A 22,704-nucleotide genomic window follows, 5' to 3' on the forward strand; every position below is an offset into this window, starting at 1 on the left:
CCGGAAGTGCCCATACAATCAGAATCACCGATTGCGCCTGATTGAGCCTCCCACGGCCTCCTGGGACTAAGAAAATCACTCAGCAGTTGATCGCCATCGCTTGCTGCGTTTTTACACGGTCTGGGCCAAAAGCAGACCATGGGCATGCCTCTGATCCGCCAGTAATGTGCGCACAGTTCATGTCGCTTTTCGTGCTCGCCTTCTGTCGCGTTTCTGGCGCGAGACTCAAGCCGAACAAGGAGTTATGCTTGGATAAGGGGCGTTATCAGACACAATCAACGGAAAAAACAACGCCACTTGTATCGTCTACTTATATTTAGGCATAAGAATCCGGGCGTGGCGTAGATGGTAAAAAAGAAAAAACTAAGCAATCCATTTTCCACCGGCGGTGGCGGCGTTCATTTTGAAGCGCATGTCCAGGCGTCATTTGTCGCGCTGATGCTTACCGGAGGACACGCCCCCTGTCTTCCCTGCTGGCCTATTGCGGAAGTCAAACTTCAGGGCAAGATCGACGGCTTTGATACAGACGACCTCGTTGTTGTCGTGGAAAATGTAAACAGCAAGGAGCGGCGGAAACTTCTCGGGCAGGTCAAACATTCCATTGCCATCACGCAGGGCAGCGCCCTGTTTGGAGAGGTGATGCAGGCCGCCTGGAATGATTTCAAAAACCCCAAGGTGTTCACTAGGGATAAGGATGTTATTGCGCTGATCACAGGACCGCTCAGCGCGACCGATGCACACAATGTGCAATGGTTGCTAAACCAGGCGAGGCACACAAAAAACGTTGATGAGTTTTTCAGAAACGTCCAGCAGGCGAATTTCAGCCCACCCAAGAGCACCGAGAAAATGGAGGTCATTCAACACCACCTGAAGGCTGCAAACGGCGGCAACGATGTTTCAAGTGATGAACTCTATGACTTCCTGAACCACTTCCATCTGCTCGGTTACGATCTTGGTAACGAGTTTGGTGTTGTTCTGTCTCTACTGCACTCCCACATTTCCCAATTCCAGCAGCAGTATCCGCAATGGGTCTGGTCACGGGTTGTCGATATTGTACAAACATGGAATCAGGATGCCGGCACGATCACACCCGGCAAGCTACCGGACGACCTTCTGGATGCCTTTAAACAAAAGGCCGTGGCGGAGATGCCCGAGGAGCTCAAGGCGGCACAGGAGAAACCTAAAACCAATTGGACCCAGCACCCGGACGCCACCTATCTGGCTTTGGCGATTTTGCTCGGCTCTTGGCAAGACAAAAGTCAATGCGACCTTGAGGCGATAACCCAACTGCTCGGCATCAGTTATGACGAATGGCTAAAGAAGGCTCGGGAAATATTGCACTGCCCTGACAGCCCGTTATCTCTCAAAAACGGCATCTGGAAAGTTGTTAATCGAGCCGAGCTTTGGAGCATGCTGGGATCGCGCATCCTTGATCAGAACCTCGATACTTTTAGGTCGCTTGCTGTTTCAGTACTTAAGGAGCCAGACCCCGCTTTTGAACTGCCCGCCGAAGAGCGATACGCGGCAAGCATTCACGGCAAGGTACTGAAATGCTCACATGTATTGCGAAAAGGCATTTCCGAGGGCTTGGCCATTCTAGGCAGCCAACCGGAGGCGTGCGCTAACTGCTCGCAAGGGAAAGTTGAAGCAACCTGTGTATTGGTGATACGTGAACTTCTGGCTGATGCCAACTGGGTTTTGTGGGGTAGTCTGAACGGTCTACTGCCCACTTTAGCCGAAGCCGCCCCGGGTGAATTTCTTGATGCGGTCGAGAAGGCGATGCGTCTGACGCCCTGTCCTTTTGATGAGCTTTTCTCCCAAGAAGGCAACGGCATCACCGGCGGCAATTATCTAACCGGCCTGCTCTGGGCGTTGGAAGGGCTGGCCTGGAATGAACAATATCTGGTTCGAGTCTGTGTTGCGCTTGCTGAACTTGCCAGCCATGATCCCGGCGGCCAGTGGGCCAATCGACCATCCAATTCGCTTGCAACCATTTTGCTGCCTTGGCTGCCGCAAACGCTGGCATCTGTTGACAAACGCAAGGTGGCGGTGCGAACGATCCTTAATGAATGGCCGGATATTGCCTGGAATCTGATCATTCAGCTTCTTCCCGGCCAGCATCAGACCTCTTCCGGGTCGCACAAACCAAGCTGGCGCAAGACCATTCCCGATGATTGGGAAAAAGGCGTGACGCATCAGGAATACTGGCAGCAGGCATCTTTTTACGCGGAACTTGCGGTGGCTGCCGCTAGTCATGATACCGCGCGGCTTTCCGCATTGATTGATCATTTTGATAACCTGCCTGAACCCGCATTTGATCAACTTCTTCAAGCTCTTGCCTCCCAATCCATTTCAGAGCTCCCCGAAGAGCAACGACTTTCGATTTGGGACCATCTCACGAAATTCACAAAGAAACACCGGCGGTTCTCCGATGCGAAATGGGCATTGCCCGACGAACTGATTACCCGCATTGAACACGTTGCCGGGCAACTCGCCCCCGCCAACCCTTTCAATTTATATCAGCACCTTTTTACAGACGATGACTTTGATCTCTACGTAGAGAATGGCGATTGGGAGGCGCAGCGTAAGAAACTAGACGCCCGACGCGAAACGGCCATTTCGGAAATCTTTCAGCAAGATGGTGCCGAGGGTGTTATTAGATTTGCCGAATCCGTTTCTTCACCCGGCCGGGTAGGGCACGCGCTTGGCGTTATTGCCGATAACGTTTTTGAACGTGCTCTTTTGCCGCATTTCCTGAATTCAGCGGACAACAAGCGCAAGGCCTTGGTGAGCGGTTTTATCTGGAGGCGTTACCATCTCAAAGGCTGGGAGTGGTGCGACGACCTCGATAGATCTGATTGGACACCCGAGCAAGCAGGACAATTTCTGGCTTGTTTGCCTTTTACCAAGGAGACATGGGATCGCGCTTCAGAATGGCTTCAGGCCCACGAGAGTGAATATTGGACCCGCACCGGCGCCAATGCCTATGAGGCCGATGGTGATTTTACTATTTCGATTGAGAAACTGATTGAGCATGGCAGACCACATGCGGCAATCAACTGTCTGGACAGGATGCGCTATGCCAAACAGCCAATCGATAGTAACCAATGTGTCCGAGCGTTGCTCGCAGCGCTTTCCTCTAGTGAGCCAAGTTACGCCATCGACGGGTACCACATCGTTGAACTGATCAAGTTTCTTCAGGCCGAACCTGAGGTGAATCAAGACGATCTCTTTCGGGTTGAGTGGGCATATGTTCCATTGCTAGACAGTCATAGAGGTGCCGCGCCCCAACTCCTTGAAAGCAGACTGGCAAATGATCCAGAGTTCTTTTGCGAAGTTATTCGACTGATCTACCGTTCCAAGAAAGAAGATCAGCCGTCGAGAGAACCCTCCGAGGAATCAAAGGCACTTGCAACAAATGCCTGGCGGCTACTGCATGAATGGAAGACACCGCCGGGAGCACAACAAGATGGAACATTCAGCGAAGAGCGCTTTGCTGAATGGCTCCAAAGGGTAAAGGAAGCCTGTACGGAATCCGGCCATCTGGAAGTTGCATTCATCAATATTGGCGAAGTACTGATTCATACCCCACCCGATCCAGGAGGCTTATGGATACATCGCGCTGTCGCTGCCGCATTGAATGACCGTGAAGCTGATGACATGCGCGACGGTTACAGGACAGGTACATACAACGCACGCGGCGTCTATTGGGTAGACCCAACCGGAAAGCCGGAGAGAGAACTGGCTGAACAGTTCCGGAGTAAAGCCGAGGACATAGAGAACGCCGGGTTTCAGCGATTTGCCGTTACCTTGAGAGGTTTGGCGGACAGCTACGACCGTGAAGCTGAACGAATAATTAATGATCACAAAGACCCGGAAGATTAGTAATCTCAACGCCTAACAACCGCATCAACGTGGACGGGAAATTTCGCTGTACTTCATTGCCAGCCAGTTATGCGGAATGTTAGCCAATACCTGCAATCAATTACGATCCAACCAGCAACGTCCGCTCTTGGCCGAAAGCAGCCTTATCAGCACAGATCTATCTGCCGTTTTCCTTCTCCTAATACTTGGCTGATATTCGCTGACAGTGTCTTTTCGCCCGGTATCGTCTGCCGCAAGACGTCAATTGTATGCGTCTATGAAGTGACACTACCCGCGCCCACGCTTCAACCCAAGCCCCCCGCAATAAACCAACAACACCCCCGCCAGCCAGCGCCATCACCCATGGCGCGCCGAGGTGGGCGGCGAGTAGGCCGACCAGCAGGCCGCCGAGGGCATCGAAGCCGAAGCGGGTGGAGGTGTAGAGGGAGACGATGCGCCCGCGCAGGGCTTCCGGGGCTTCGCTTTGCAGCACGATATTGGTGCCGACGTTGCTCACGGTGATGCCGAAGCCGATCACCGCCATGGCGGCGAGTGATAGCGGCAGCAAGTCGCTGCCGGCGAAGACCAGCAGGGCCAGGGCGGTGACGGCGCTGGCGGCGAGGATGGTGCGCGGCAGCGAGTTCACGGACAGGCGCGAGGCCAGCAGCAGCGTCGACAGCAGCGAGCCGAGCCCCGCTGCGCCCCAGAGCCAGCCGAGGGTGATGGCATCACCAGCGAAGATATCCTTGGCGAATACCGGCAGCAGCACCACGTAGCTCGAGGCCGTGAAGTTGATCACCAGTACGCTGAGCATCACCGCCCGGATGCGTGGGTTGTGCCGGGCGTAGCGCAGGCCTTCGCCGAGCAGGTCGCGGTAGGAGCCAGCGGCGCGTTCGGTGGGGCGCAGGTGGATCAGCAACAGGCCGATCACCAGCGCCAGGTAGGACAGGCCATTGAGGAAAAAGCACAGCGTCTCGCTGGATACGCCCAGCAGCAGCCCCGCCAGGGGCGGGCCGACGAAGCGTGACGAGGTGAACAGCATGGCGTTGAGGGCCAGGGCGTTGGGCAGGTCGGCGCGGTCGTCGACGAACTGGCTGAGCAGCGATTGGCGCAAGGGCGTGTCGAAGGCGTTGAGCACGCCCATCAGTGCGGCTATGGCAACGATCAGCGTCGGGTTGATTCAGCCGAGCCAGGTCAGCAGAGCCTGCACCAGCGCCTGCTCGCCGAGCAGGGCTTCGACGAGGATGAGCAGGCGGCGTTTGTCGTGGCGGTCGATCCAGGCGCCGGCCAGGGGGCCTACGAACAGTTGCGGCAGCAGGGCGACGCAGGTGGTCAGGCCGAGCAGGGCGGCTGAGCCGCTCAGGCGGTAGATCAGCCAGGCCAGTGCCACCTGCTGGATCCAGGTGCCCAGCGTGGAGATGGCATGGCCTGCGAAGTACAGGCGGAAGTTGCGGTGACGCAGGGCGCGCAGCAGGTGAGGGCGTGCATAGAAGGGCAAGGCGGGCATCGGGCGCGTCCTGAGAGGGGGTGAAAGGGGAAACTCATTAATGGATTAACTTTTTGCGTCTTGCCGCTCAAATTCCTATGAAAAGTACAATCGAGTCCTCGTAAGGTGCATTTTTAGCCCGCTGGCCAGTACCCATAATGAGCGCGTCCCTCGGCCGGAATCGCACTTGATGCGCAGGCTGACGGGCTGCACGAGCAGCTTGTCAGTGTCGCCAACGAGTCGCCTGCCGCGATCTACAGCTAACAATAATCAGGGCTCGTACTCAGATGAAAAAGCCAAATCCGCTCCTCGAAGACCTCAAAGCCATCCTCCCGGCTATCGCTGCCAATGCTTCGCGTGCCGAGCAGGAGCGCAAGGTGCCCGAGGAGAACATCGCCTTGCTCAAGAGCATCGGCATGCACCGTGCCTTCCAGCCCAAGGTCTATGGTGGTCTGGAAATCTCCCTGCCGGAGTTCACCGATTGCGTCGCCGCGCTGGCTGGTGCTTGTGCGAGCACCGCCTGGGCCTTCAGCCTGCTGTGCACCCATAGCCACCAGTTGGCGCTGTTCTCCAAGCAGTTGCAGGACGAGGTCTGGAGCGAGAACCCCGATGCCACCGCGAGCAGCAGCATCGCGCCGTTCGGCAAGGTGGAGGAGGTGGAAGGCGGCGTCATCTTCAACGGTGAGATGGGCTGGAGCAGCGGCAGCGATCACGCTGAATGGGCCATCGTCGGCTGCCGTCGGCAGAACGGCGAGGGCGGCCAGGACTATTGCTTCGCCGTGCTGCCGCGCAGCGACTACGAGATTCGCGACGACTGGTTCGCCGCTGGCATGAAGGGAAGCGGCACCAAGACCCTGCTGATCAAGGATGCCTTCGTGCCCAGCCATCGCATCCAGAAGGCCAAGGACATGATGGAGGGCAAGTCCGCCGGGTTCGGTCTGTACCCCGACAGCAAGATTTTCTACGCGCCTTATCGCCCGTACTTCGCCAGCGGTTTTGCCGCCATCGGCCTGGGTGTGGCCGAGCGCATGCTCGAAGCCTACAAGGAGAAGACCAAGAACCGCGTGCGCGCCTACACTGGCGTCAATGTCGGCACTGCCACACCGGCGCTGATGCGCCTGGCCGAATCCACCCATCAGGTCGGCGCCGCGCGGGCCTTCCTGGAAAAGACCTGGGCCGAGCACGCCGAGCATGCCGAGCGTCACCAGTACCCAGGTCGTGAAACCCTGGCGTTCTGGCGCACCAACCAGGCCTATGCGGTGAAGATGTGCATCCAGGCCGTGGATCGTCTGTTCGAGGCCGCTGGTGGTACGTCCTGGTTCGAGAGCAACGAGATGCAGCGCCTGTTCCGTGATTCGCACATGACCGGCGCCCATGCCTACACCGACTACGACGTCTGCGCGCAGATCCTCGGCCGTGAGCTGATGGGCCTGGAGCCGGATCCGAGCATGGTCTGAGTCTGGTTACCTTGCGTTGGGGCCGCTAGCGGCCCCGCTACTCGAACAATAAGCCGCATCGCAGCGGCCAGGGAGATCCCCATGAGCACTTCCATCGACGCGCGCGCCTTTCGCCGTGCGCTGGGTAATTTCGCCACTGGCGTCACCGTCATCACCGCTGCCACGCCCGATGGCGAGAAGGTCGGCGTGACCGCCAACAGTTTCAACTCGGTGTCGCTGGATCCGGCCCTGGTGCTGTGGAGCATCGACAAGCGCTCCGGCAGCTACGAAGTGTTCCAGCGCGCCACGCATTACGCGGTGAACGTGCTGGCCGCCGACCAGATCGATATTTCCAATCAGTTCGCCCGGCCGCGTGACGACAAGTTCGAGGGCATCGTGCACGAGGCCGGGGAGGGCGGTGCGCCGCTGCTGGCCGATTGCGCGGCACGCTTTCAGTGCGAGATGCACCAGCAGGTCGACGGTGGTGACCACTGGATCCTGATTGGCAAGGTGGTGGCCTTTGATGACCTGGGCCGCTCGCCGCTGCTCTATCACCAGGGCGCCTATTCGATGGTGCTGCCGCACACGCGCATGACCCAGAAAAGCGAAGGCCAGCAGCCCAGCAGCGCGTTTCAGGGGCGCCTGAGTAACAACCTCTACTACCTGATGACTCAGGCCGTGCGCAGTTACCAGAGCAATTACCAGCCGCGCCAGCTTTCCACCGGGCTGCGTACCAGCGAGGCGCGCATGCTGATGGTGCTGGAGAACGATGCGGGGCTGAGCATGTGCGACCTGCTGCGCGAAGTCGCCATGCCGGTGCGCGAGATCGAGCAGGCGGTGGCGATCCTCAAGCGCAAGGGCATGGTGGCTGATACCGACGAGCGCTACGTGCTGACCGCCGCGGGCGTGGAGCAGGCCGAAGCGCTCTGGCGCATCGCCAGTGAGCAGCAGGACAAGGTGTTCAGCGCCTTCAGCGCCGAGCAGATCGAAACCTTCAAGAGCATGCTCAAGGCGGTCATCGCCCAGGGCTGAAGCCCAGTGTGGCGTTACGCTGACCGGCCCCTGGCATAGCGCCAGCGGCCGGTTTTTTATGCGTGCTCAATGGCTGCGTCCGGCGAAATGTTCGGCCCTGACACACCTGGGCAAGGCGGCGGCAGCCTGGTGCAAGAATTACCCCCCGGCGCAGTAGCACAGTGATAGTCGACGCGGCGCTCGACCGACGTCATATCCATGGGCACCACTGGGCCGCAAGGCCCGAGCGGGAGAATAATCGAATGAACAAGACCAACGCCCCTGACATTGCCTCGATGAAGGCGGGGAGTGCGACCTTCAAGCAGCACAAGAAACTGGGCTTCATCACCATGATGGCGATTTGCGTCGGCCTGGTGATCGTGCAGGGCTCGATGATCACCGCCACGCAGGGCATCGGCATAGGTGGCATGGGCTTCATAGCCGCGCTCGTCGTCGCCTTCGTCCTGGCGCAGTTCAACGCCATGAGCTTTGCCGAGCTGTCTTTGATGTTTCCCCAGGAAGGGACGCTGGCGACCTACACGCAGAAGGCCATCGGCCACTTCCCGGCCATCGTTGCGGTTTTCGCCGGCTACGTGGTGGTTGCCATGCTGGCCCTGCCGGTGGAGATGTTCCTGGTCGATGCGATCATCGGTGAGTTGCTACCTGGCATGTTCCCACCGCTGGTGCTGCCGTTTCTGGTGCTCGGCGTGCTGGTGGTGACTAATATCCTCGGCGCGGATGTGTTCGCCAAGGTGCAGAACCTGCTGTCGTTCATCCTGGTCACGGCGTTGATTCTGATCGGTCTCTGCGCGGTCAGTGGCGCTGTCGAACCGCATGTCGAACTGAGTGGCACGCCGGTGAGCCTGAGCCTGGAGCCGATATTAAATGGCAGCTTCATCGGTCTGATCGCCATGGCCATGTGGCTGATGGTAGGGGTGGAGTTCATCTGCCCGATGATCAATGAAGTGGACAACCCACAGCGCAATATCCCGCGCGCGATGATGTTGTCGCTGTGCGCCATGCTGGGGATCTTTCTGCTGTTCGTCTGGGGCGCGACCTACTACCTGAATGTGGAAACCCTCACCGGCTCGCCGCTGCCTTATCTGGATTACGCTCATGCGGTGTTCGGCAAGGCCGGTCTCATCATCGCAGCGGTGATGGCGGTGACCGCTACCTGCAGCACGGTCAACACTGTATTGGCGGCCGTGCCGCGCATGTTGCAGGGCATGGCCGAGAACGGGCAGGCCTTTCCGCAGATGAAGATCATCAGCCGGCGCTTCGGCACGCCTTGGGTGGGCATTGTGTTCATGGCGGTAATCATCGCTATCCCGTTGCTGCTGATGGACATCGACTCGCTGATCCCGTTGGTGATCGCGGCCTCGACCAGTTGGCTGCTGGCCTACGTGGTGGCGCATATCGATGTGCTTGTACTGCGTCGCCGCCTGCCGCACCAGCCACGTCCCTTCAAGACGCCGTTCTACCCGCTGCCGCAGATCATCGGCATCGGCGCCATGCTCTATGTCGCGATGAACAACTCCCCGTCACCGGAAATGACCGTGCTGGTCTACAAGATTCTCGGCGCCATCCTGCTGCTGGTCAGCATCATCGCGCTGCTCTGGGTCAAGCTCTATATGAAACGCCCGTTGTTCGCACCTGACCTCGACTAGACGCACTACACCATGCCTCAGCTGAGGCGTGGCTGAAGGCGCGCCCGCACACGCAAGGTCAGCGTCAGTTGCCCTTGCGTAGTGCGTTGTCACTGAGTATCGACAATATCAGGGGAGTCGGATGATGAGAGGCTTGCTGCTAGCCGTGCTCATGCTGTCGAGTGTCAGCGGGCATGCCCAGACGCTACGGATCTACAACTGGAAGGACTACATCGACCCGCAGGTGCTCGCCCGTTTCGAGCACGACAGCGGAATTGCTGTCGACTACCAGACCTTCACGACGGCCCAGGAGTTGGACCAGGCGCTCCGTCAGGGTTCGTCTTTTGACCTGGTGGTGCCCTCGCATTTCCAGTTGCAGCGGCTTATCGAGGAGGGCCGCCTGCAGAAACTGGCACTGGACAGGTTGCCTCACTACGACAACCTCGATCCGAAATTGACGGCTGCCCTGGCGAGCTTTGCCGGTGCGCCGCGCTATGTTGTGCCGTACCTGTGGAGCACCGTTGGCCTGGTGATCGACCGTGATCAGGTCGAGCGTACATTGGGCCGGCAGGCACCACCGAGCTGGCGCCTGTTGTTCGATGAGCCCTATGTTCAGGCACTCAAAGCATGTGGCATCGGTTGGCTGGATGCGCCGGAAGAAACCTTCTCGCTGTGGATGAACGCCAAGGGACGGCGTCTTTCCGATGCTACGCCCAGGCGCTTGCAGGCAGTCGGTGCGTCTCTGGCAGTCAGCGCTGGCGCCGTGCGTACACTGGACAACGAGGGCTATATAGAGGCGCTGGCTGCCGGGCGCCTTTGCGCGACCATGGCCTGGAGTGGGCATGCGCTGCAGGCGGCTGCGACGCGGCCATCGTTGGAGTTCCTGGTACCGCAGGAGGGCGCGCTGCTGACTGTCGACAGCTGGACCATCCCCGCCGATGCGAAGGCGCCAGAGCTGGCCTATCGCTTCATCGACTACATGCTGACGGCCGAAAACGCCCGCCTGAATACCCAGGCCACCCATTTCTACGCGCCCTTGCGCGCTGATCTGCCGGAAATGATCGAGTTAGCCCGGCAGGCGCCGAGTCTCGTGCCGGCAGTCGGCGAGCGTCGCCGCTTGTACTTTCTCGAGCCGCTCAAGCCCGAGCAGAAGCAGGTCATCGACCAGCAGTGGCAACTGATCAAGCAGCGTGCGGCGCCCAGGCCGCCGCCCATCTGACGGGAGTAGCCGTTATGTTCTTTCGTGATCGAGGACGTGATATCGCCGAGGCGCTGGAGCAGCAGCTCGAGGCCTTGGGCCGGGGCGCGGAGCTTGCGTCGGCTCGTTGTGCAATATTGGCCGAGCAGCCCCGTTTGAACGATGCGCTGGCGCGAGTCGCTGCCCACCTGAGCCAGCTTCAGGAGCAGCAAGCGCGTTTGCAGACGCAGTTCGATGCGCAAGCCGAGGCGCAGCAACAGGCCACTGTTCGCGAGCGCCAGTTGCAGGAGCAGGTGCAGCGCCAGACGCTGGAGCTGGAGGCACTGCATGACCGGTGCCATGAGCAACACGAGGTGCTGCAGCACTGCCAGCAGGAAGCCCGGGTATGGGAGCTAGCGCAGTCGACGCTGACCGAAGGCTATTGGGACTTTATCGTGGTCAACGGGCGCATCGACGATCCGGCCAGCAGCATGCGCATCTCCAACCAGTTTCGCTCACTGACTGGATATAGCCGCGACGAGTTGCCCGATGGCCTGGAAAGTCAGGCCAGCCTCATTCATCCGGACCATCTCGGGGCCATCGCCGGTCTGTTCGAGCGAGAGATCGTCGATCCAGCCGGCAGTGGCGAGTACGTGATCGAATACCTGATGCGCCACAAGACGCGGGGCTACATCTGGTTTCGGGAGCGCGGGCGTTCGGTGCGCGATGAGCAGGGGCGGCTTTACCGGGTGATCGGGGCGGTGCGCGACATCTCCGATGAGCGCAACGCCCAGGCGGCGCATGAACGCATGCTGCAACACAACCAGGACACCTACGGGCAGATTGCTCAGGTGGTCAGCGTGATCAAGGGCATCGCCGAGCAGACCAACCTGCTTGCGCTGAACGCCGCCATCGAGGCGGCTCGCGCAGGCGAGGTAGGGCGTGGATTTTCGGTGGTCGCTGACGAGGTGAAAAAGCTGGCGCAGAACACGCGTCAGGCCACCCAGGAAATTCAGGCAATGCTGGCGCGTACCCAGTCCTCTGCGCCGCAACCCGACTGAACTCGCGTCCGCCGCTACGCTCTGCGTAGCGGCGCAAGCCCGATCCTGATTTGCGAGGCGTCTCTGCCTGCCAGGCGTACCCGACGAAAACAGCACGACCGGCCCGTTCGGGTTGTCAGCTGCAGGTTTCATGGGAAGTGGCAGTGCCGTGATGTTTGGTTATCCATGCACAAAGGCGCCCGAGTGGGCGCCTTTGCTATTGCGGCGGTGTGTTCAGGCCGTTTTCACCGGACTGCAGACGTCAGGCCGCTTGGCGCCTGCTGCTCGCGCGAGGCTGTAGCGAGCCGCTCCGGCTTCAGCAGGAAGTGCGCCAGGGCGGGAAGGAGGATCAGGGCACCGAGCATGTTCCAGAGAAACATGAAGGCCAGCAGCAGGCCCATGTCGGCCTGGAACTTGATCGGGCTCAGCACCCAGGTGATCACGCCGATCGCCAGGGTCACCCCCGTCAGCATCACCACCTTGCCTGTGAACAGCAGGGCGCGGTAGTAGGCTTGCGACAGGCTCTTGCCCGCGCGCAACTGGGCCAAGGTCACCGAGAGGATGTACAGCGCATAGTCGATGCCGATGCCTACGCCGAGGGCGATCACCGGCAGGGTCGCCACTTTCACACCCATGCCCAGCAGTACCATCAGCGCTTCGGCCAGTACCGAGGTGAGCATCAGCGGCAGCACGGCCACCAGCACCGCACGCCAGGAACGGAAGGTGATCAGGCTGAGCAGCGCCACGGCGGCATACACCAGCACCAGCATCTGCCACCAGGCTTGCTTGACCACGATATTGGTCGCCGCCTCGATGCCGGCGTTGCCGGCGGCCAGCAGGAATTTCGCGTCCGGGGTGTCGTTGACCCGGGCGAATGCGGTGACGTGGTCGACCACGGCGGTCAGGGTGTCGGCCTTGTGGTCGCGCAAGTAGATGTACAGCGTCAGCAGGCTGCAGCCATCGTTGTACAGGCCACGAGGGGCGCTGGCGGCGACCGAGTTGAGCATGCCCTGGTTGGGCATGAACTCGTACCACTTGGGATTGGCCTCGCTCAGCCCGACCATCATGCGGCGGTTGAGCAGGGCCAGCGATTGGGTCGACTCCACACCAGGGAGCTGGCGCAGTTGCCATTCCAGGGCATCGACCCGGTTGAGGATGTCGTATTGCGCGCATTGGCCGTCCGGGCTGCTGACCAGTACCGCCAACACGTCGCTGGAGGCGCCATAGTTGGCGTTCATAAAGGCCACGTCGCGGTTGTAGCGGCTGTCGGGGCGCAGCTCCGGCGCACCCGGATCCAGGTCGCCGATCTTCAGGTGGGTGCTGACGATGAAACCGCCTACGCCGATCACCAGCGCGCCGGCTACTGCCACGCTGGCCATGGGGCGACGGGTGAAGCCATCGAGCAACGACCACAGGCGGTGCTTGCGCTGGCCACGGGCGTCGGCCTGCTCGGCCCGCAGGCTGCGCTGGGCGGCCCGCGTGCTGACGCCGGTGTAGGAGAGCATGATCGGCAGCAGGATGAGGTTGGTGAAGATCAGCACCGCGACACCGATGGAGGCGGCGATGGCCAGTTCACGGATGACCTGGATATCGATCACTAGCAGCACCGCGAAGCCCACTGCATCGGCCAGCAGGGCGGTCATGCCGGCCAGGAACAGGCGGCGAAAGGTGAAGCGCGCCGCCAGCAGCTTGGGGATACCACGGCCGATGTCCTGCATGATGCCGTTCATCTTCTGTGCGCCGTGGCTCATGCCGATGGCGAAAACCAGGAACGGCACCAGAATCGAATAGGGATCGAGCGAGTAGCCCAGCGTTGGCAACAGCCCCAGTTGCCATACCACTGCCACCAGGGAGGCAGTGACCACCAAGAGGGTGGAGCGTATGCAGCGGGTGTACCAGAACAGGGTGAGCGTGGCGATCAGCACGGCGATGGCGAAGAACACCAGTACTGCTCGCACCCCGTCGATCAGGTCGCCGACTATCTTGGCGAAGCCGGTGATATGGATGTCCAGGCCTTCGGCCTGGTATTGCTGGCGCAGTTGTTCGAGCTGCCCGGCGAAGGTCGCGTAGTTCAGCGCCTGGCCGTTGCTGTCCTTGGTCAGCAGTGGCACGTAGATCACCGTGGAGCGCGCATTGCTCGCCACCAACTGGCCGATCTCGCCGGAGCGGGCGATATTGGCGCGCAACTGTTCCAGGCTGGCCGGGCTGCCATCGTAGCCGTTGGGGATCACCGAACCGCCCTCAAGGCCATCTTCGGTCACACCCGTCCAGCGTGTCGAAGGCGTCCACAGGGATTTCATGTTGACGCGGTCGACCCCCGGCAGCAGGAATACGGCGTCCGACAGACGACGCAGGGCGTCGAGATAGTTCGGGTCGTAGATGTCGCCAGCCGGGTTCTGCACCGCGATTCGCAGCGAGTTGCCGAGGCCGGTCAGCTGGTTCTGATAGCGCTGAAAGACCTGGATATAAGGGTGCTGGGTGGGAATGGTCTTCTCGAAGCTGGCGTTGAATTCGAGCTTGGTGGTTTGCCAGGCCAGCAGCAGGGTGGTGATGGCGCACAGGGCCACCACCAGCAGGCGGTGGTTGAAGAGCAAGCGCTCGAGCAGCGAGCCCGAGCGCGGATCGAAGTCAGCGGAAGCTTCCGCCAGGTCTGTTGGCGCGTTGTTCACTTCACGTCTCCAGCTTTCAGCACACTGACACCTTCTGCGCTCACGAGGACGATATCGGCATGTGCAGTGGGCAGTAGGTTATTGAGGGGCGGCAGCAGCTGTCGGTTGCTCGGCAGCAGGCGCCCGTCTTGCTCGCGCAGGATCATGCCGGCCTGGTTGACGAATATCGGCTTGCCATTGGCCTGTAGCGCCGAGGCGGTGATCGAGGCCTCCACGGGGGAGACGAGCGGGCCCCAGCTCACACCACCGTCATCGCTGCGCAGCGCATTGCCACGCAAGCCGGCGAGCACGATCGAACCATCGGCTGGCAGTTCGAGGGTGAAGAAACTGCCGGAGTAGGGCGTTTCGACTGGGGTGAAACTGGCGCCGCCATCCTCGGAGAGCAGCACCAGGCCCTGTTCCCCAGCGATCACCACACGCTGGCCACGGCTGCGGATGGCATTGAGGTGCAAACCGCCCGGGTTGACGCTGCGCTGCAGCCAGGGCTGCCAGCTCTTGCCGCCATCGCGGCTGCGCAGGGCCAGGCCGTAGGCCCCGACGACATAAGCCTCCTGCGGGCCCTTCAGCCACAGGTCAAGGAAGGGTTTGTCCGGGCCGTCCTCGACCAGGCGCTTGGCTTCGGCTATCGCACGCGGGTTACCTTGCGCCTGCGCCGCTGCCAGTAGCGTTTGGGCGGCGCGGCGGCCATCGAGGCTGGCAGTCCAGCTAGTCCCTCCATCCTGGCTGACCAGTACGCTGCCGCCGTGCCCGACAGCGTAGCCGTGCTCGGCATTGGCGAAGCGCACAGCCGTCAGGGTGACGCTGACCGGGGAGGCGGCCTGTCGCCAGGTCGCCCCCTGGTCGTCGGACAGCAGGATAAGCCCGCGTTCGCCAACGGCTACCAGGCGCTGGCCGGCCTGGGCGAGGCCCAGCAGATAGCCCTGCGCCGGGTTGACCGTGGCCAATGCCGGGCGCTCCAGCGCAGCGCCGACCGGTTCGGCCTGCGCCGCGCTGGTCAGGCACAGGCAGGCTGCCAGCAGTGCCCACGGCCAACGTCCTGCAGTGCCGCGCGATAAATGACTATGGGTGTTCATGAGCGCGCTCCGTAATGCTGTCGCGGATGGCGGGTAACAGGTCAGCGAATGCCGTCATTGGCCAGGGCGTCGGGGGTGAACTCGACATCCGGCAGGCGTTCGAGCAGCTCGTAATGCACCGGCTTCTCGTTGAACAGGCCGGCGACCATGGCCGCGCCGGAGAGCAGGTCATTGAAGCCGAAGGCGAACATGAAGTTGCCGGGTAGCTCTGGCATCACCATGACCTGGCCCCAGGTGGTCTTCCACAGTTGGCCGTTGGCATCCCAGCGATCACCCATCACGCAGGTCCAGGTGTCTTCGTCGCAGTAGTAGCGACTGCGTGCGGCCTGGTGGCGCTGGCCATTGCGCAGAGTGGCTTCGACGACCCACACGCGATGCAATTCCCAGCGAACGTGATCGGGGTTGAGGTGGTGGGCGCTCAGTACCTCTTTGTCCGAGGTCGGCTGCAGCAGTTTGTTGGCGTTGTAAGGGATGTACTTTTCCTGCTTGCCGATGATCTTCCAGTCGAAGCGATCCAGGCGACCAGAGAAGACTTCCAGTTCATCGAAGCTCATCAGACCAGCCATGGTCGGGCTTGGTGTGTCGCAGCAGGTATTGGGTAGTTTGCGCACGCGGCGTTGCCCCACCAGGTAAACCCAGGCCTGATCCTTGGCGGCGTCGAGGTTCTGCCGCCCGACGATGCCTTCGCCCGCACGGATGGCCGGGGCGGAGAGGTTGACCCGAATGTTGAAGTACAGGTTGGACTTGGCGTAATCCTCCAGACTGCTGTCCTTGAAGTAATAGGGCACCTGTTGCACGGAGCTGGCGTCGCTGGCCAGGACGGCGCGGCCATCGGAGGTCAATTGGTAGGCCGTGGCGTAAAAGCGTGCGGTCGGTGCACGCCAGCGCAGCAGGTGGTTCCAGATCACTTCGGCGCCGCTGCTAGGAATCGGGAAGGGAATCCCGCCGAACGCGCCGACCACCACGTCGTTGTCGATTTTCGCCCGGCTCGCGTTGGCCTGGGTGTTGTCGTACACCCATTGCGGCGCCGCGGCGGTGCGGTGCGTTTGATACACATCCAGGCGATAGCTGTCGGGGTACTTGGCCAGCATCGCGCGGGTGCCATCGGTCAGCTTGTCGGCGTATTGCGCGGCGTTGCCCGCGTTGATGCTGAACAGCGGCTTCTCGTCCTTGAACGGATCAGAACGGCGGCCTCCGGGTTTGTCGCCAGGGATGGGCGTGGTCAGCCCGCCTTTCCAGGCGGGAATGCTGCCGTCGGCGTTGCCGGCGCGTTCTGCACCGAGTGGCGTGAGTTCGCCTGTCAGCTTGGCGGCTTCTTCGGCCGTCACCGCAGCCATGCTCTGCTGGGCGCAAAGCAATGCCAGGCCCAGTATGGGAAGGGAGAAACGGGTCATGTGAGGTTCCTCTGCTTAGAAGGTGCGCTGGATCGACAGGGCGATGAAGTCGCGATCCTTCAGCGATTGCTTGAAAGAGATGTGGTTGTCTTCGTCTACCGAGGTGCCAGCCGGCCCGAAGTAGTGGGTGTAGGTGAGGCCAGCTCGCCATTCGTTGAGGTACAGCGCGGTCAGGCCGATACTGAAGTCGCCCACCTTGTCGCCATTGAAGGCCCCGACCACTGCGGAGTTGCCGATGCCGAATCCGAGCCCGACCGGCACCGACAGGTCGACACCGGGAAACACCTGGCGATAGCGGGGCTCGTAGACAAAGCGCACGTTGGCGGCGTCGCGATCGGCCAGGGGGTTGAGCGCCTGGCGGTTCTTGGTCACGTCGAGTACACGGTTCCAGGCCACCTCACCGAGGAAGTCCGCTTCGTTGGCGATGAAAGACGGGCCTAGCGTCGCCAGCCAGGACACCTGCGCATGCAGGGTGTTGCCGACGGCGTAGCGGGCATCGCCATCGTTGTCGCCGCTGCCGTCGAGGATGGTCACGCCATCGCTGCTCAGCGGCATGTTGCGGCGGGTGGAGATTTCCGCAGCGACGTTGTAGTCGCCGAAGGTGTGGCTGACGCTGGCACCGAAGGCGCGGATGTTTTCCGGATAGACCCACTGGTAAGTGCCCAGGCGTCCGCTGGCGAAGTCGGGGGCGCCTGCACCGGGGCGAATGTAGATCTGCGGTGTCTTGTCGTGGTAGCGAACGGCATAAAGACCGAAGTCTGTCTCACCGGCGCGAAAGCGGATCTGCACGCCGCCCTGGCCGGAGTCCTTGGCCTTCATGTCCTGCTGGCGGAAGAATGCCAGGGGTTCACCACCGGGGATGACCGGGTTGGGCCCGGCGATCAGGCGCTCAGCGCCCTCGCCGATAGTGTCGAGCACCGAGAAGTAGCTGCCTGAGGCCGGCAGACGGGTCTGCTCCCAGCGCCATTGGTAGAACGCGCCGATGGAGACGTCGGGCGTCAGTTGCAGTTGACCGGAAAACTGCTCGGTGGGGCGGATCAGCTCCTTGAACTGGGTGTTGGGCACCGAGGCCGCCTTGACCGCGTCCACGGGCGCCATGGTGCCGGCAATGCCGTTTGCGCCGAAGAACAGGCTTTCCCCCCACACCAGTGCATGCCGACCGGCGCGCACCGTACCTTTGGCGTCGCCCAAATTGAAGCGGGCGAAGAGGAATGCATCGAGCAGTTCACCCTTGCGCCCATGCAGCTTTTCGGTAGCACGGGTGAACTCGTCGTGGTCGACCGAAAAGGCATTGGCGGTGGCCGCCGAGTTGTTGTCGTTACCCTCGTTGTAGACGCTGTCGTACCACGCTGCCCCCGATACCCGGGCGCCAACGTTCTTGTACATGACGTCGAATTCCGAGAGCAGGTCGAAGCGGTTGGAGATCAGGCCACGGCTGAAGTTGCGGTCGCCGTCGTCGTGGTTGGGAAGGGCGGTGAGCTGATCGGACGCGCCCTTGAGGCGGCTGGCCGTACTGTATTTGAACGTGTTGTCCCAGCGCAGCCTGAGATCGGGATCTCCGCTGTCGATCTGGAATGCCTGAACTGCAGGGGACATCGAGGCCATGATCGACATGGCCAGGGGATACAAGGCAAATTTCTTGTCCATCTCCCAGTTACCTCCGTTGCGAGACTTTTTTATTGTCAACAGGGTGTGTTTGGCCGCCTGGATAGGCGGAGACCGGGACGTGGCAGTTCGTCCGTTACGTTCAGGTTACGGAGGGGGCATTGGGCGTGTTAGCCAAAAATGGCAAAGATGCAGGCGCGAGGGTAGAAAAGCTGATACGCCCCCAGTCGCGGCTGTCATCAGTCGCGTCTGAGGGTTGGGTTAGCAGGAGGGGCGTAGGAAGTGCTGCGCCGATGGGGTCAGCGATGCAGGGTTTGCGAGGGACGTTCACCGAACATCGTCCGGTATTCGCTGGAAAAGCGACTGAGATGCCAGAAGCCCCAGCGGCTGGCGACCTCCTGCACTGACACCAGGTCGGCGCCCTGGCGCAGCTCCCGGCGCGCCGCGTTCAGGCGCAGCGTTCGCAGGTAGGCCACCGGATTGGTGCCAAGGGTTTCCTGAAAACAGTACTGCAGCTTGCGGCGACTGGCGCCCAGCGTGCGGCACAGATCGAGAATGGTCAGTGGCTCGTCCAGATGCGCCAGGGCGTATTCGCAGGCGCGGTCGACCGTGCGCTTGCGGTTCGAGGGGGTGATCTCGACGGGCTGGCTGGAGGGCAGCAGCTCGAACAGTTGCAGCATGATCGCGTCGCGGAACTGGTGACGTAGCCGCTCGTCATTCAGGTCGGCCGTGGAGCTGGCGCAGCCGTATTCGAGATTTTCCAGAATAGTGCGCAGGTTGCGTGGCAGATCCAGATCTTTGACCAGGTAGGTCTTGGGTAGGTGACGGCTTTCGAAGGCGATGCCCTGCAGGGTCAGCTCCCGTTCGAGTATTTCCATGTCCACGGCCACCACGAGCAGATCCATTTCGTCGGGCGTGCGCAACTGCGGCAGGTCATCGGCATGGGCGACCAGGGCCTTGCCTCCGGAAACGAGATTGCCATCGCAGTAAAGGTCACCGCTGAAGCTGAGCGGAATGCTGAAGTTGATGGTGCCGGGTTTGGCCGAGCCGCGCTTGATCAGAGACTGGTTGGTTCTGTCACGGATGACCTGCATCCAGTCCAGGCTGAACTCCGTCAGTTCGCCGTGAAAGCGGCCAGCGGACATCTGGTCGTAGGTCAGCTGCCAGTCGCTGACCTGCTCGGCATGCTCGTCGATATCCTGCGAGCTGACGTGCCGCGAAAAGGGAGAGGTGCTGATCAGTCGGGGAGTGGTGGATGAAGCGAATGTGTCATACATGCTCATTTAGTCCGCTCGAACGCCGTCGGTGCGGTGCTTACCGATGAGCCATTCTCCAGAGCGGAGGGCATGCGCATCATGCGCTTTGCCGTCTGCGGCGATCCATGTCCAGATGGAGTCTGGGTAGTCACCAGTGAGGCACCAAAGGATTCCCACTTGGGAAACACCTGAGCTGCAGTTAAGGAAAGGTTCTTTGTTGTTCTTGTTGAAATTTTCTTTAAGTAAGCAGCCTTTTCAGTTCGGCTCGTGGCACGACTGGGGCAGACCACCTCTCGAACGGATAGGGACGAAGGGTGATGGCTTGATGCATATGACGATAGAAGTTAAGACGTATAACTGTCTTGATCAAGCGTGCCTCCTTATTGATCGCTGCTGCCAGGGTGTCAGCGGATGAACGGTAGAGGAAGCAATTTCAGGCTGCGGTGTCACCTGAGCCCATAGGCTCTGGCAGGAATGGTCAAGTGTCAGGGCAGGGTGAATCAAGACGTGCTTGGCCTGATGAGTTCCTAATGTGATCCAGCAGAACGCAACGTGCACGGCGCCGGGCACGTTTAGCAGTCGTTCCTTCTCGAATACTTAGGTTGCTTCCCATGATCAATATCGAAACGCCTACCTACTACACGGCCACCAAGAAGTATGACCTCAGCTTTCCGTCCCTCGAGGCGGATATCGACGCAGACGTGGTCGTGATCGGTGGCGGCTTTTCCGGCATAAACACAGCTCTGGAGCTGGCCGAGAAGGGCATCACCAACATCGTCGTGCTGGAGGGGCGCTACCTCGGCTTCGGTGGTACTGGGCGCAACGGCGGGCAGATCATGGCGGGTATCGGCCATGACCTGGAGAAGATCCGCAAGGATGTGGGGGAGGACGGCCTGCGCGCGATTCTGGAGATCAGCGACCAGGGCGCGCAGATCATCAAGAGCCGCATCGAGAAGTACGCCATCGATGCCGACTTCTGCCATGGCTATGGCTACATGGGTTTCAATGCCCGCCAGGAAAAGACTCTGGCTGCCTGGGAGAAGGAGTTCAAGGCGCTGAGTCCGCAGCAGGAGATCCGTCTGCTGGTGGGCAGCGAGCTCAAGCAGATGATCGGTTCCGATGCCTATTCCAGTGGCTTGCTGCACATGGGCGCCGGCCATGTGCATTCGCTCAACCTTCTGCTGGGCGAGGCCAAGGCGCTGGCCAGTCACGGCGTGAAGATTTTCGAGTACAGCCCGGCGCTGGAAGTGACCTATGGCGAGCGCGTCACGGTGCGTACCGCCAAGGGCTCGGTCAAGGCCGGTAAGCTGCTCTGGGCCTGCGACAGCTTCCTCAACAAGATGGAGCCGGAGCTGCACAGGAGCACCATCAACACCTATGCCTTCCAGATGGTCACCGAGCCGCTGTCGGATGAGCTGATCGAGCGTATCAGCCCGATTCGCGGTGCCTACAGCGATATTCGCCCGGTCATCGACTACTACCGGGTCACCCGTGAGAACCGCCTGCTATTCGGTTCGGCCACGCCCTTCGTCGAGCACATTCCAAGCGACCTCAAGGCCTGGAACCGTAACCTGATGCTGAAGATTTTCCCTTACCTCAAGGACGTGAAGATCGACCTGGCCTGGGGTGGCCCTATGGCCTGCAGCCCCAATCTGTTCCCCCAGATCGGCACCTTGCCGCAGCACCCCAATGTGTTCTTCGTGCAGGGTTACTCGGGCTTCGGCGTTACCCCCAGTCACATCATTTGCAAGGTGCTGGCCGAGGGTATGAGCGAAGGCTCGGCGCGCTATGACCTGATCAGCTCGGTGCGTCGCATCCAGGTGATCGGTAAAGACCAGATTCGTCCGTTGCTGCTCACTGCCGGCAAATCCTGGCACCAGCTATCGGGGTACTGGAACGGGCGGCGCTGATCCATCCATTGACGATCATTAACAGAGGAAATATCCAATGACTCCCATCAAACAAGGCACCACCCTCAACGAGCTGGATACCTGGGGCACCATTGCCGACCTGGGCTCGGAGATTCTCGAAGGCGAGGGCAAGGCTTTCGGCAAGATGACCTTCGGCGCCCCAACCGATGCGCTCAGCGCCGGTTACTTCGCTGTGACCAAGAGCAAGTTCCGCATGGTGTATCCGTTCAACGAACAGGCCACCGTGGTGTTCGGCGAGGTCATTCTGACTGATGAGGCCACCGGCCAGAGCACCCGCTACAAGGCTGGCGACAGCTGGTTCGTGACCAAGGGCACTAGCGTGCTGTGGGACGTGCTCAGCGAAAGCTTCACCAAACATTACATGGCCGTGGTGTAACCCTAACCACTGGCTGCACAACCTGGCGGCCGATTCGGTCGCCAGGGTCTAACTGAGTCACGTGATCATGTATGACGCAGAGGTGGGTAAGCGTTGCCTGAACAGCTTCCTGGCGTTGCTACCCGTCTCCGCCGGTGTCTTCTATCGCATTGCCGACCAGCTCGAACCGCACGATTTCCTCCTGCAGCAGATGCGCTTGGACATGCATGAGCGCTATCTGTCCGACTATCGTCAGGTCGATCCGCTACAGCCACGCAACTGCCAGCGCACCGGCAGCAGTGTTGTGCCCTTGCAACTGGGCATGAGTGCGCAGGACGCCGCCGCCAATCGGCGCTACAGGGATTTCCTCGAGCGCTTCGGCGTCATCGATGTCGTCGAGGTACTGGCTTTCGAGCATGGGCGTCCCGTGGCGGGTATCTCGCTGCTGCGTGGTTCGCAGCTTGGCGCCTTCGCCATGCACGAACTGCAGCAACTACAGGCTCTGCAGGGACTGTTCGAGATTGCCGTGGCACCGCCAACGTCCGTCGCTTCGCGCATGCAACTGACTGCACGGGAGTGGCAAGTAGCTGAGCTGTTGCGAGCTGGCTACAGCAACAAGGACATCGCTCGACGACTCAACGTTGGCCTGCCCACCGTCAAGACCCATCTGATCAATCTATTTCGCAAGTTGGGTGTAAGCAATCGTACCGAACTGGTGGCGACGCTTTTCCTGTAAGACTTGCACGGGGTTCGCCTGACGC

Annotated in this window: 13 protein-coding genes and 3 pseudogenes; 10 read left to right on the forward strand and 6 right to left on the reverse strand. The window is 60.7% G+C overall.

All coding sequences use genetic code 11. From position 1 onward, the window contains the following. Positions 1-345: 345 nt before the first annotated feature. A complete protein-coding gene (locus ACN8M7_RS23265) occupies positions 346-3,885 on the forward strand; it encodes a hypothetical protein (protein ID WP_490262311.1) in 3,540 nt (1,179 codons plus the stop codon). Between the two features lie 178 nt (positions 3,886-4,063). On the opposite strand, the pseudogene ACN8M7_RS23270 reads toward ACN8M7_RS23265, so the two are convergent. Next, positions 4,064-5,371, reverse strand: a pseudogene (locus ACN8M7_RS23270) (MFS transporter). A 266-nt stretch (positions 5,372-5,637) separates the two neighbouring features. Between ACN8M7_RS23270 and ACN8M7_RS23275 the strand changes: the two are divergent. The 6 genes and pseudogenes from ACN8M7_RS23275 to ACN8M7_RS23300 all read left to right on the forward strand — a co-directional run. Beyond that, complete coding sequence (locus ACN8M7_RS23275; protein WP_490262312.1) at positions 5,638-6,807, forward strand: p-hydroxyphenylacetate 3-hydroxylase oxygenase component; 1,170 nt, start codon at positions 5,638-5,640, stop codon at positions 6,805-6,807. Between the two features lie 81 nt (positions 6,808-6,888). Then, positions 6,889-7,818, forward strand: a complete 930-nt coding sequence (locus tag ACN8M7_RS23280; protein ID WP_490262313.1) for a p-hydroxyphenylacetate 3-hydroxylase reductase component — start codon at positions 6,889-6,891, stop codon at positions 7,816-7,818. 242 nt (positions 7,819-8,060) lie between these two features. Continuing rightward, positions 8,061-9,464, forward strand: coding sequence for an APC family permease (locus ACN8M7_RS23285; protein WP_490262314.1), 1,404 nt, complete (start codon positions 8,061-8,063; stop codon positions 9,462-9,464). A gap of 121 nt (positions 9,465-9,585) precedes the next feature. Next, positions 9,586-10,662, forward strand: coding sequence for an extracellular solute-binding protein (locus tag ACN8M7_RS23290; RefSeq protein ID WP_490262315.1), 1,077 nt, complete (start codon positions 9,586-9,588; stop codon positions 10,660-10,662). Positions 10,663-11,111: 449 nt separating this feature from the next. After that, positions 11,112-11,408, forward strand: a pseudogene (locus tag ACN8M7_RS23295) (PAS domain-containing protein); the annotation flags it as partial. Positions 11,409-11,429: 21 nt separating this feature from the next. Continuing rightward, positions 11,430-11,604, forward strand: a pseudogene (locus ACN8M7_RS23300) (methyl-accepting chemotaxis protein); the annotation flags it as partial. A 301-nt stretch (positions 11,605-11,905) separates the two neighbouring features. Here ACN8M7_RS23300 and ACN8M7_RS23305 read toward each other — a convergent pair. The 5 genes from ACN8M7_RS23305 to ACN8M7_RS23325 form a co-directional block, all read right to left on the reverse strand. Further along, on the reverse strand, positions 11,906-14,329 hold the full coding sequence (locus tag ACN8M7_RS23305) for an efflux RND transporter permease subunit (protein WP_061242266.1): 2,424 nt from the start codon (positions 14,327-14,329) through the stop codon (positions 11,906-11,908). Further along, positions 14,326-15,402, reverse strand: coding sequence for a WD40/YVTN/BNR-like repeat-containing protein (locus ACN8M7_RS23310; protein ID WP_061242268.1), 1,077 nt, complete (start codon positions 15,400-15,402; stop codon positions 14,326-14,328). Before ACN8M7_RS23310 ends, ACN8M7_RS23305 begins: the two co-directional genes overlap by 4 nt. 41 nt (positions 15,403-15,443) lie before the next feature. After that, positions 15,444-16,796, reverse strand: a complete 1,353-nt coding sequence (locus ACN8M7_RS23315; protein WP_061242270.1) for a DUF1329 domain-containing protein — start codon at positions 16,794-16,796, stop codon at positions 15,444-15,446. Between the two features lie 15 nt (positions 16,797-16,811). Continuing rightward, entirely contained in the window at positions 16,812-18,443 is a 1,632-nt protein-coding gene (locus ACN8M7_RS23320; RefSeq protein ID WP_061242273.1) for a DUF1302 domain-containing protein, read from the reverse strand. 257 nt (positions 18,444-18,700) lie between these two features. Continuing rightward, the gene (locus tag ACN8M7_RS23325) at positions 18,701-19,684 is read right to left on the reverse strand and encodes a helix-turn-helix domain-containing protein (RefSeq protein ID WP_061242274.1); all 984 of its coding nucleotides are present in this window, start codon (positions 19,682-19,684) and stop codon (positions 18,701-18,703) included. 584 nt (positions 19,685-20,268) lie between these two features. On the opposite strand from ACN8M7_RS23325, the gene ACN8M7_RS23330 reads away from it, so the two are divergent. The 3 genes from ACN8M7_RS23330 (at position 20,269) to ACN8M7_RS23340 (ending at position 22,679) form a co-directional block, all read left to right on the forward strand. Further along, entirely contained in the window at positions 20,269-21,567 is a 1,299-nt protein-coding gene (locus ACN8M7_RS23330; RefSeq protein ID WP_061242276.1) for an NAD(P)/FAD-dependent oxidoreductase, read from the forward strand. A 37-nt stretch (positions 21,568-21,604) separates the two neighbouring features. Next, positions 21,605-21,964: a cupin domain-containing protein gene (locus ACN8M7_RS23335; RefSeq protein ID WP_061242278.1), complete on the forward strand. Its 360-nt coding sequence runs from the start codon at positions 21,605-21,607 to the stop codon at positions 21,962-21,964. 67 nt (positions 21,965-22,031) lie between these two features. Then, complete coding sequence (locus ACN8M7_RS23340; RefSeq protein ID WP_490262316.1) at positions 22,032-22,679, forward strand: helix-turn-helix transcriptional regulator; 648 nt, start codon at positions 22,032-22,034, stop codon at positions 22,677-22,679. Positions 22,680-22,704: the final 25 nt, after the last annotated feature.

It is taken from the genome of Pseudomonas spartinae (genome assembly GCF_965197125.1).
GTDB classification, from domain to species: domain Bacteria; phylum Pseudomonadota; class Gammaproteobacteria; order Pseudomonadales; family Pseudomonadaceae; genus Aquipseudomonas; species Aquipseudomonas composti_A.

What these genes read in the sequence shown, in the direction of transcription:
- ACN8M7_RS23265 (WP_490262311.1), top strand. Translation starts at nt 346, where the DNA reads ATGGTAAAAAAGAAAAAACTAAGCAATCCATTTTCCACCGGCGGTGGC.
- ACN8M7_RS23275 (WP_490262312.1), top strand. Translation starts at nt 5,638, where the DNA reads ATGAAAAAGCCAAATCCGCTCCTCGAAGACCTCAAAGCCATCCTCCCG.
- ACN8M7_RS23280 (WP_490262313.1), top strand. Translation starts at nt 6,889, where the DNA reads ATGAGCACTTCCATCGACGCGCGCGCCTTTCGCCGTGCGCTGGGTAAT.
- ACN8M7_RS23285 (WP_490262314.1), top strand. Translation starts at nt 8,061, where the DNA reads ATGAACAAGACCAACGCCCCTGACATTGCCTCGATGAAGGCGGGGAGT.
- ACN8M7_RS23290 (WP_490262315.1), top strand. Translation starts at nt 9,586, where the DNA reads ATGATGAGAGGCTTGCTGCTAGCCGTGCTCATGCTGTCGAGTGTCAGC.
- ACN8M7_RS23310 (WP_061242268.1), bottom strand. Translation starts at nt 15,402, where the DNA reads ATGAACACCCATAGTCATTTATCGCGCGGCACTGCAGGACGTTGGCCG.
- ACN8M7_RS23315 (WP_061242270.1), bottom strand. Translation starts at nt 16,796, where the DNA reads ATGACCCGTTTCTCCCTTCCCATACTGGGCCTGGCATTGCTTTGCGCC.
- ACN8M7_RS23320 (WP_061242273.1), bottom strand. Translation starts at nt 18,443, where the DNA reads ATGGACAAGAAATTTGCCTTGTATCCCCTGGCCATGTCGATCATGGCC.
- ACN8M7_RS23325 (WP_061242274.1), bottom strand. Translation starts at nt 19,684, where the DNA reads ATGAGCATGTATGACACATTCGCTTCATCCACCACTCCCCGACTGATC.
- ACN8M7_RS23330 (WP_061242276.1), top strand. Translation starts at nt 20,269, where the DNA reads ATGATCAATATCGAAACGCCTACCTACTACACGGCCACCAAGAAGTAT.
- ACN8M7_RS23335 (WP_061242278.1), top strand. Translation starts at nt 21,605, where the DNA reads ATGACTCCCATCAAACAAGGCACCACCCTCAACGAGCTGGATACCTGG.
- ACN8M7_RS23340 (WP_490262316.1), top strand. Translation starts at nt 22,032, where the DNA reads ATGTATGACGCAGAGGTGGGTAAGCGTTGCCTGAACAGCTTCCTGGCG.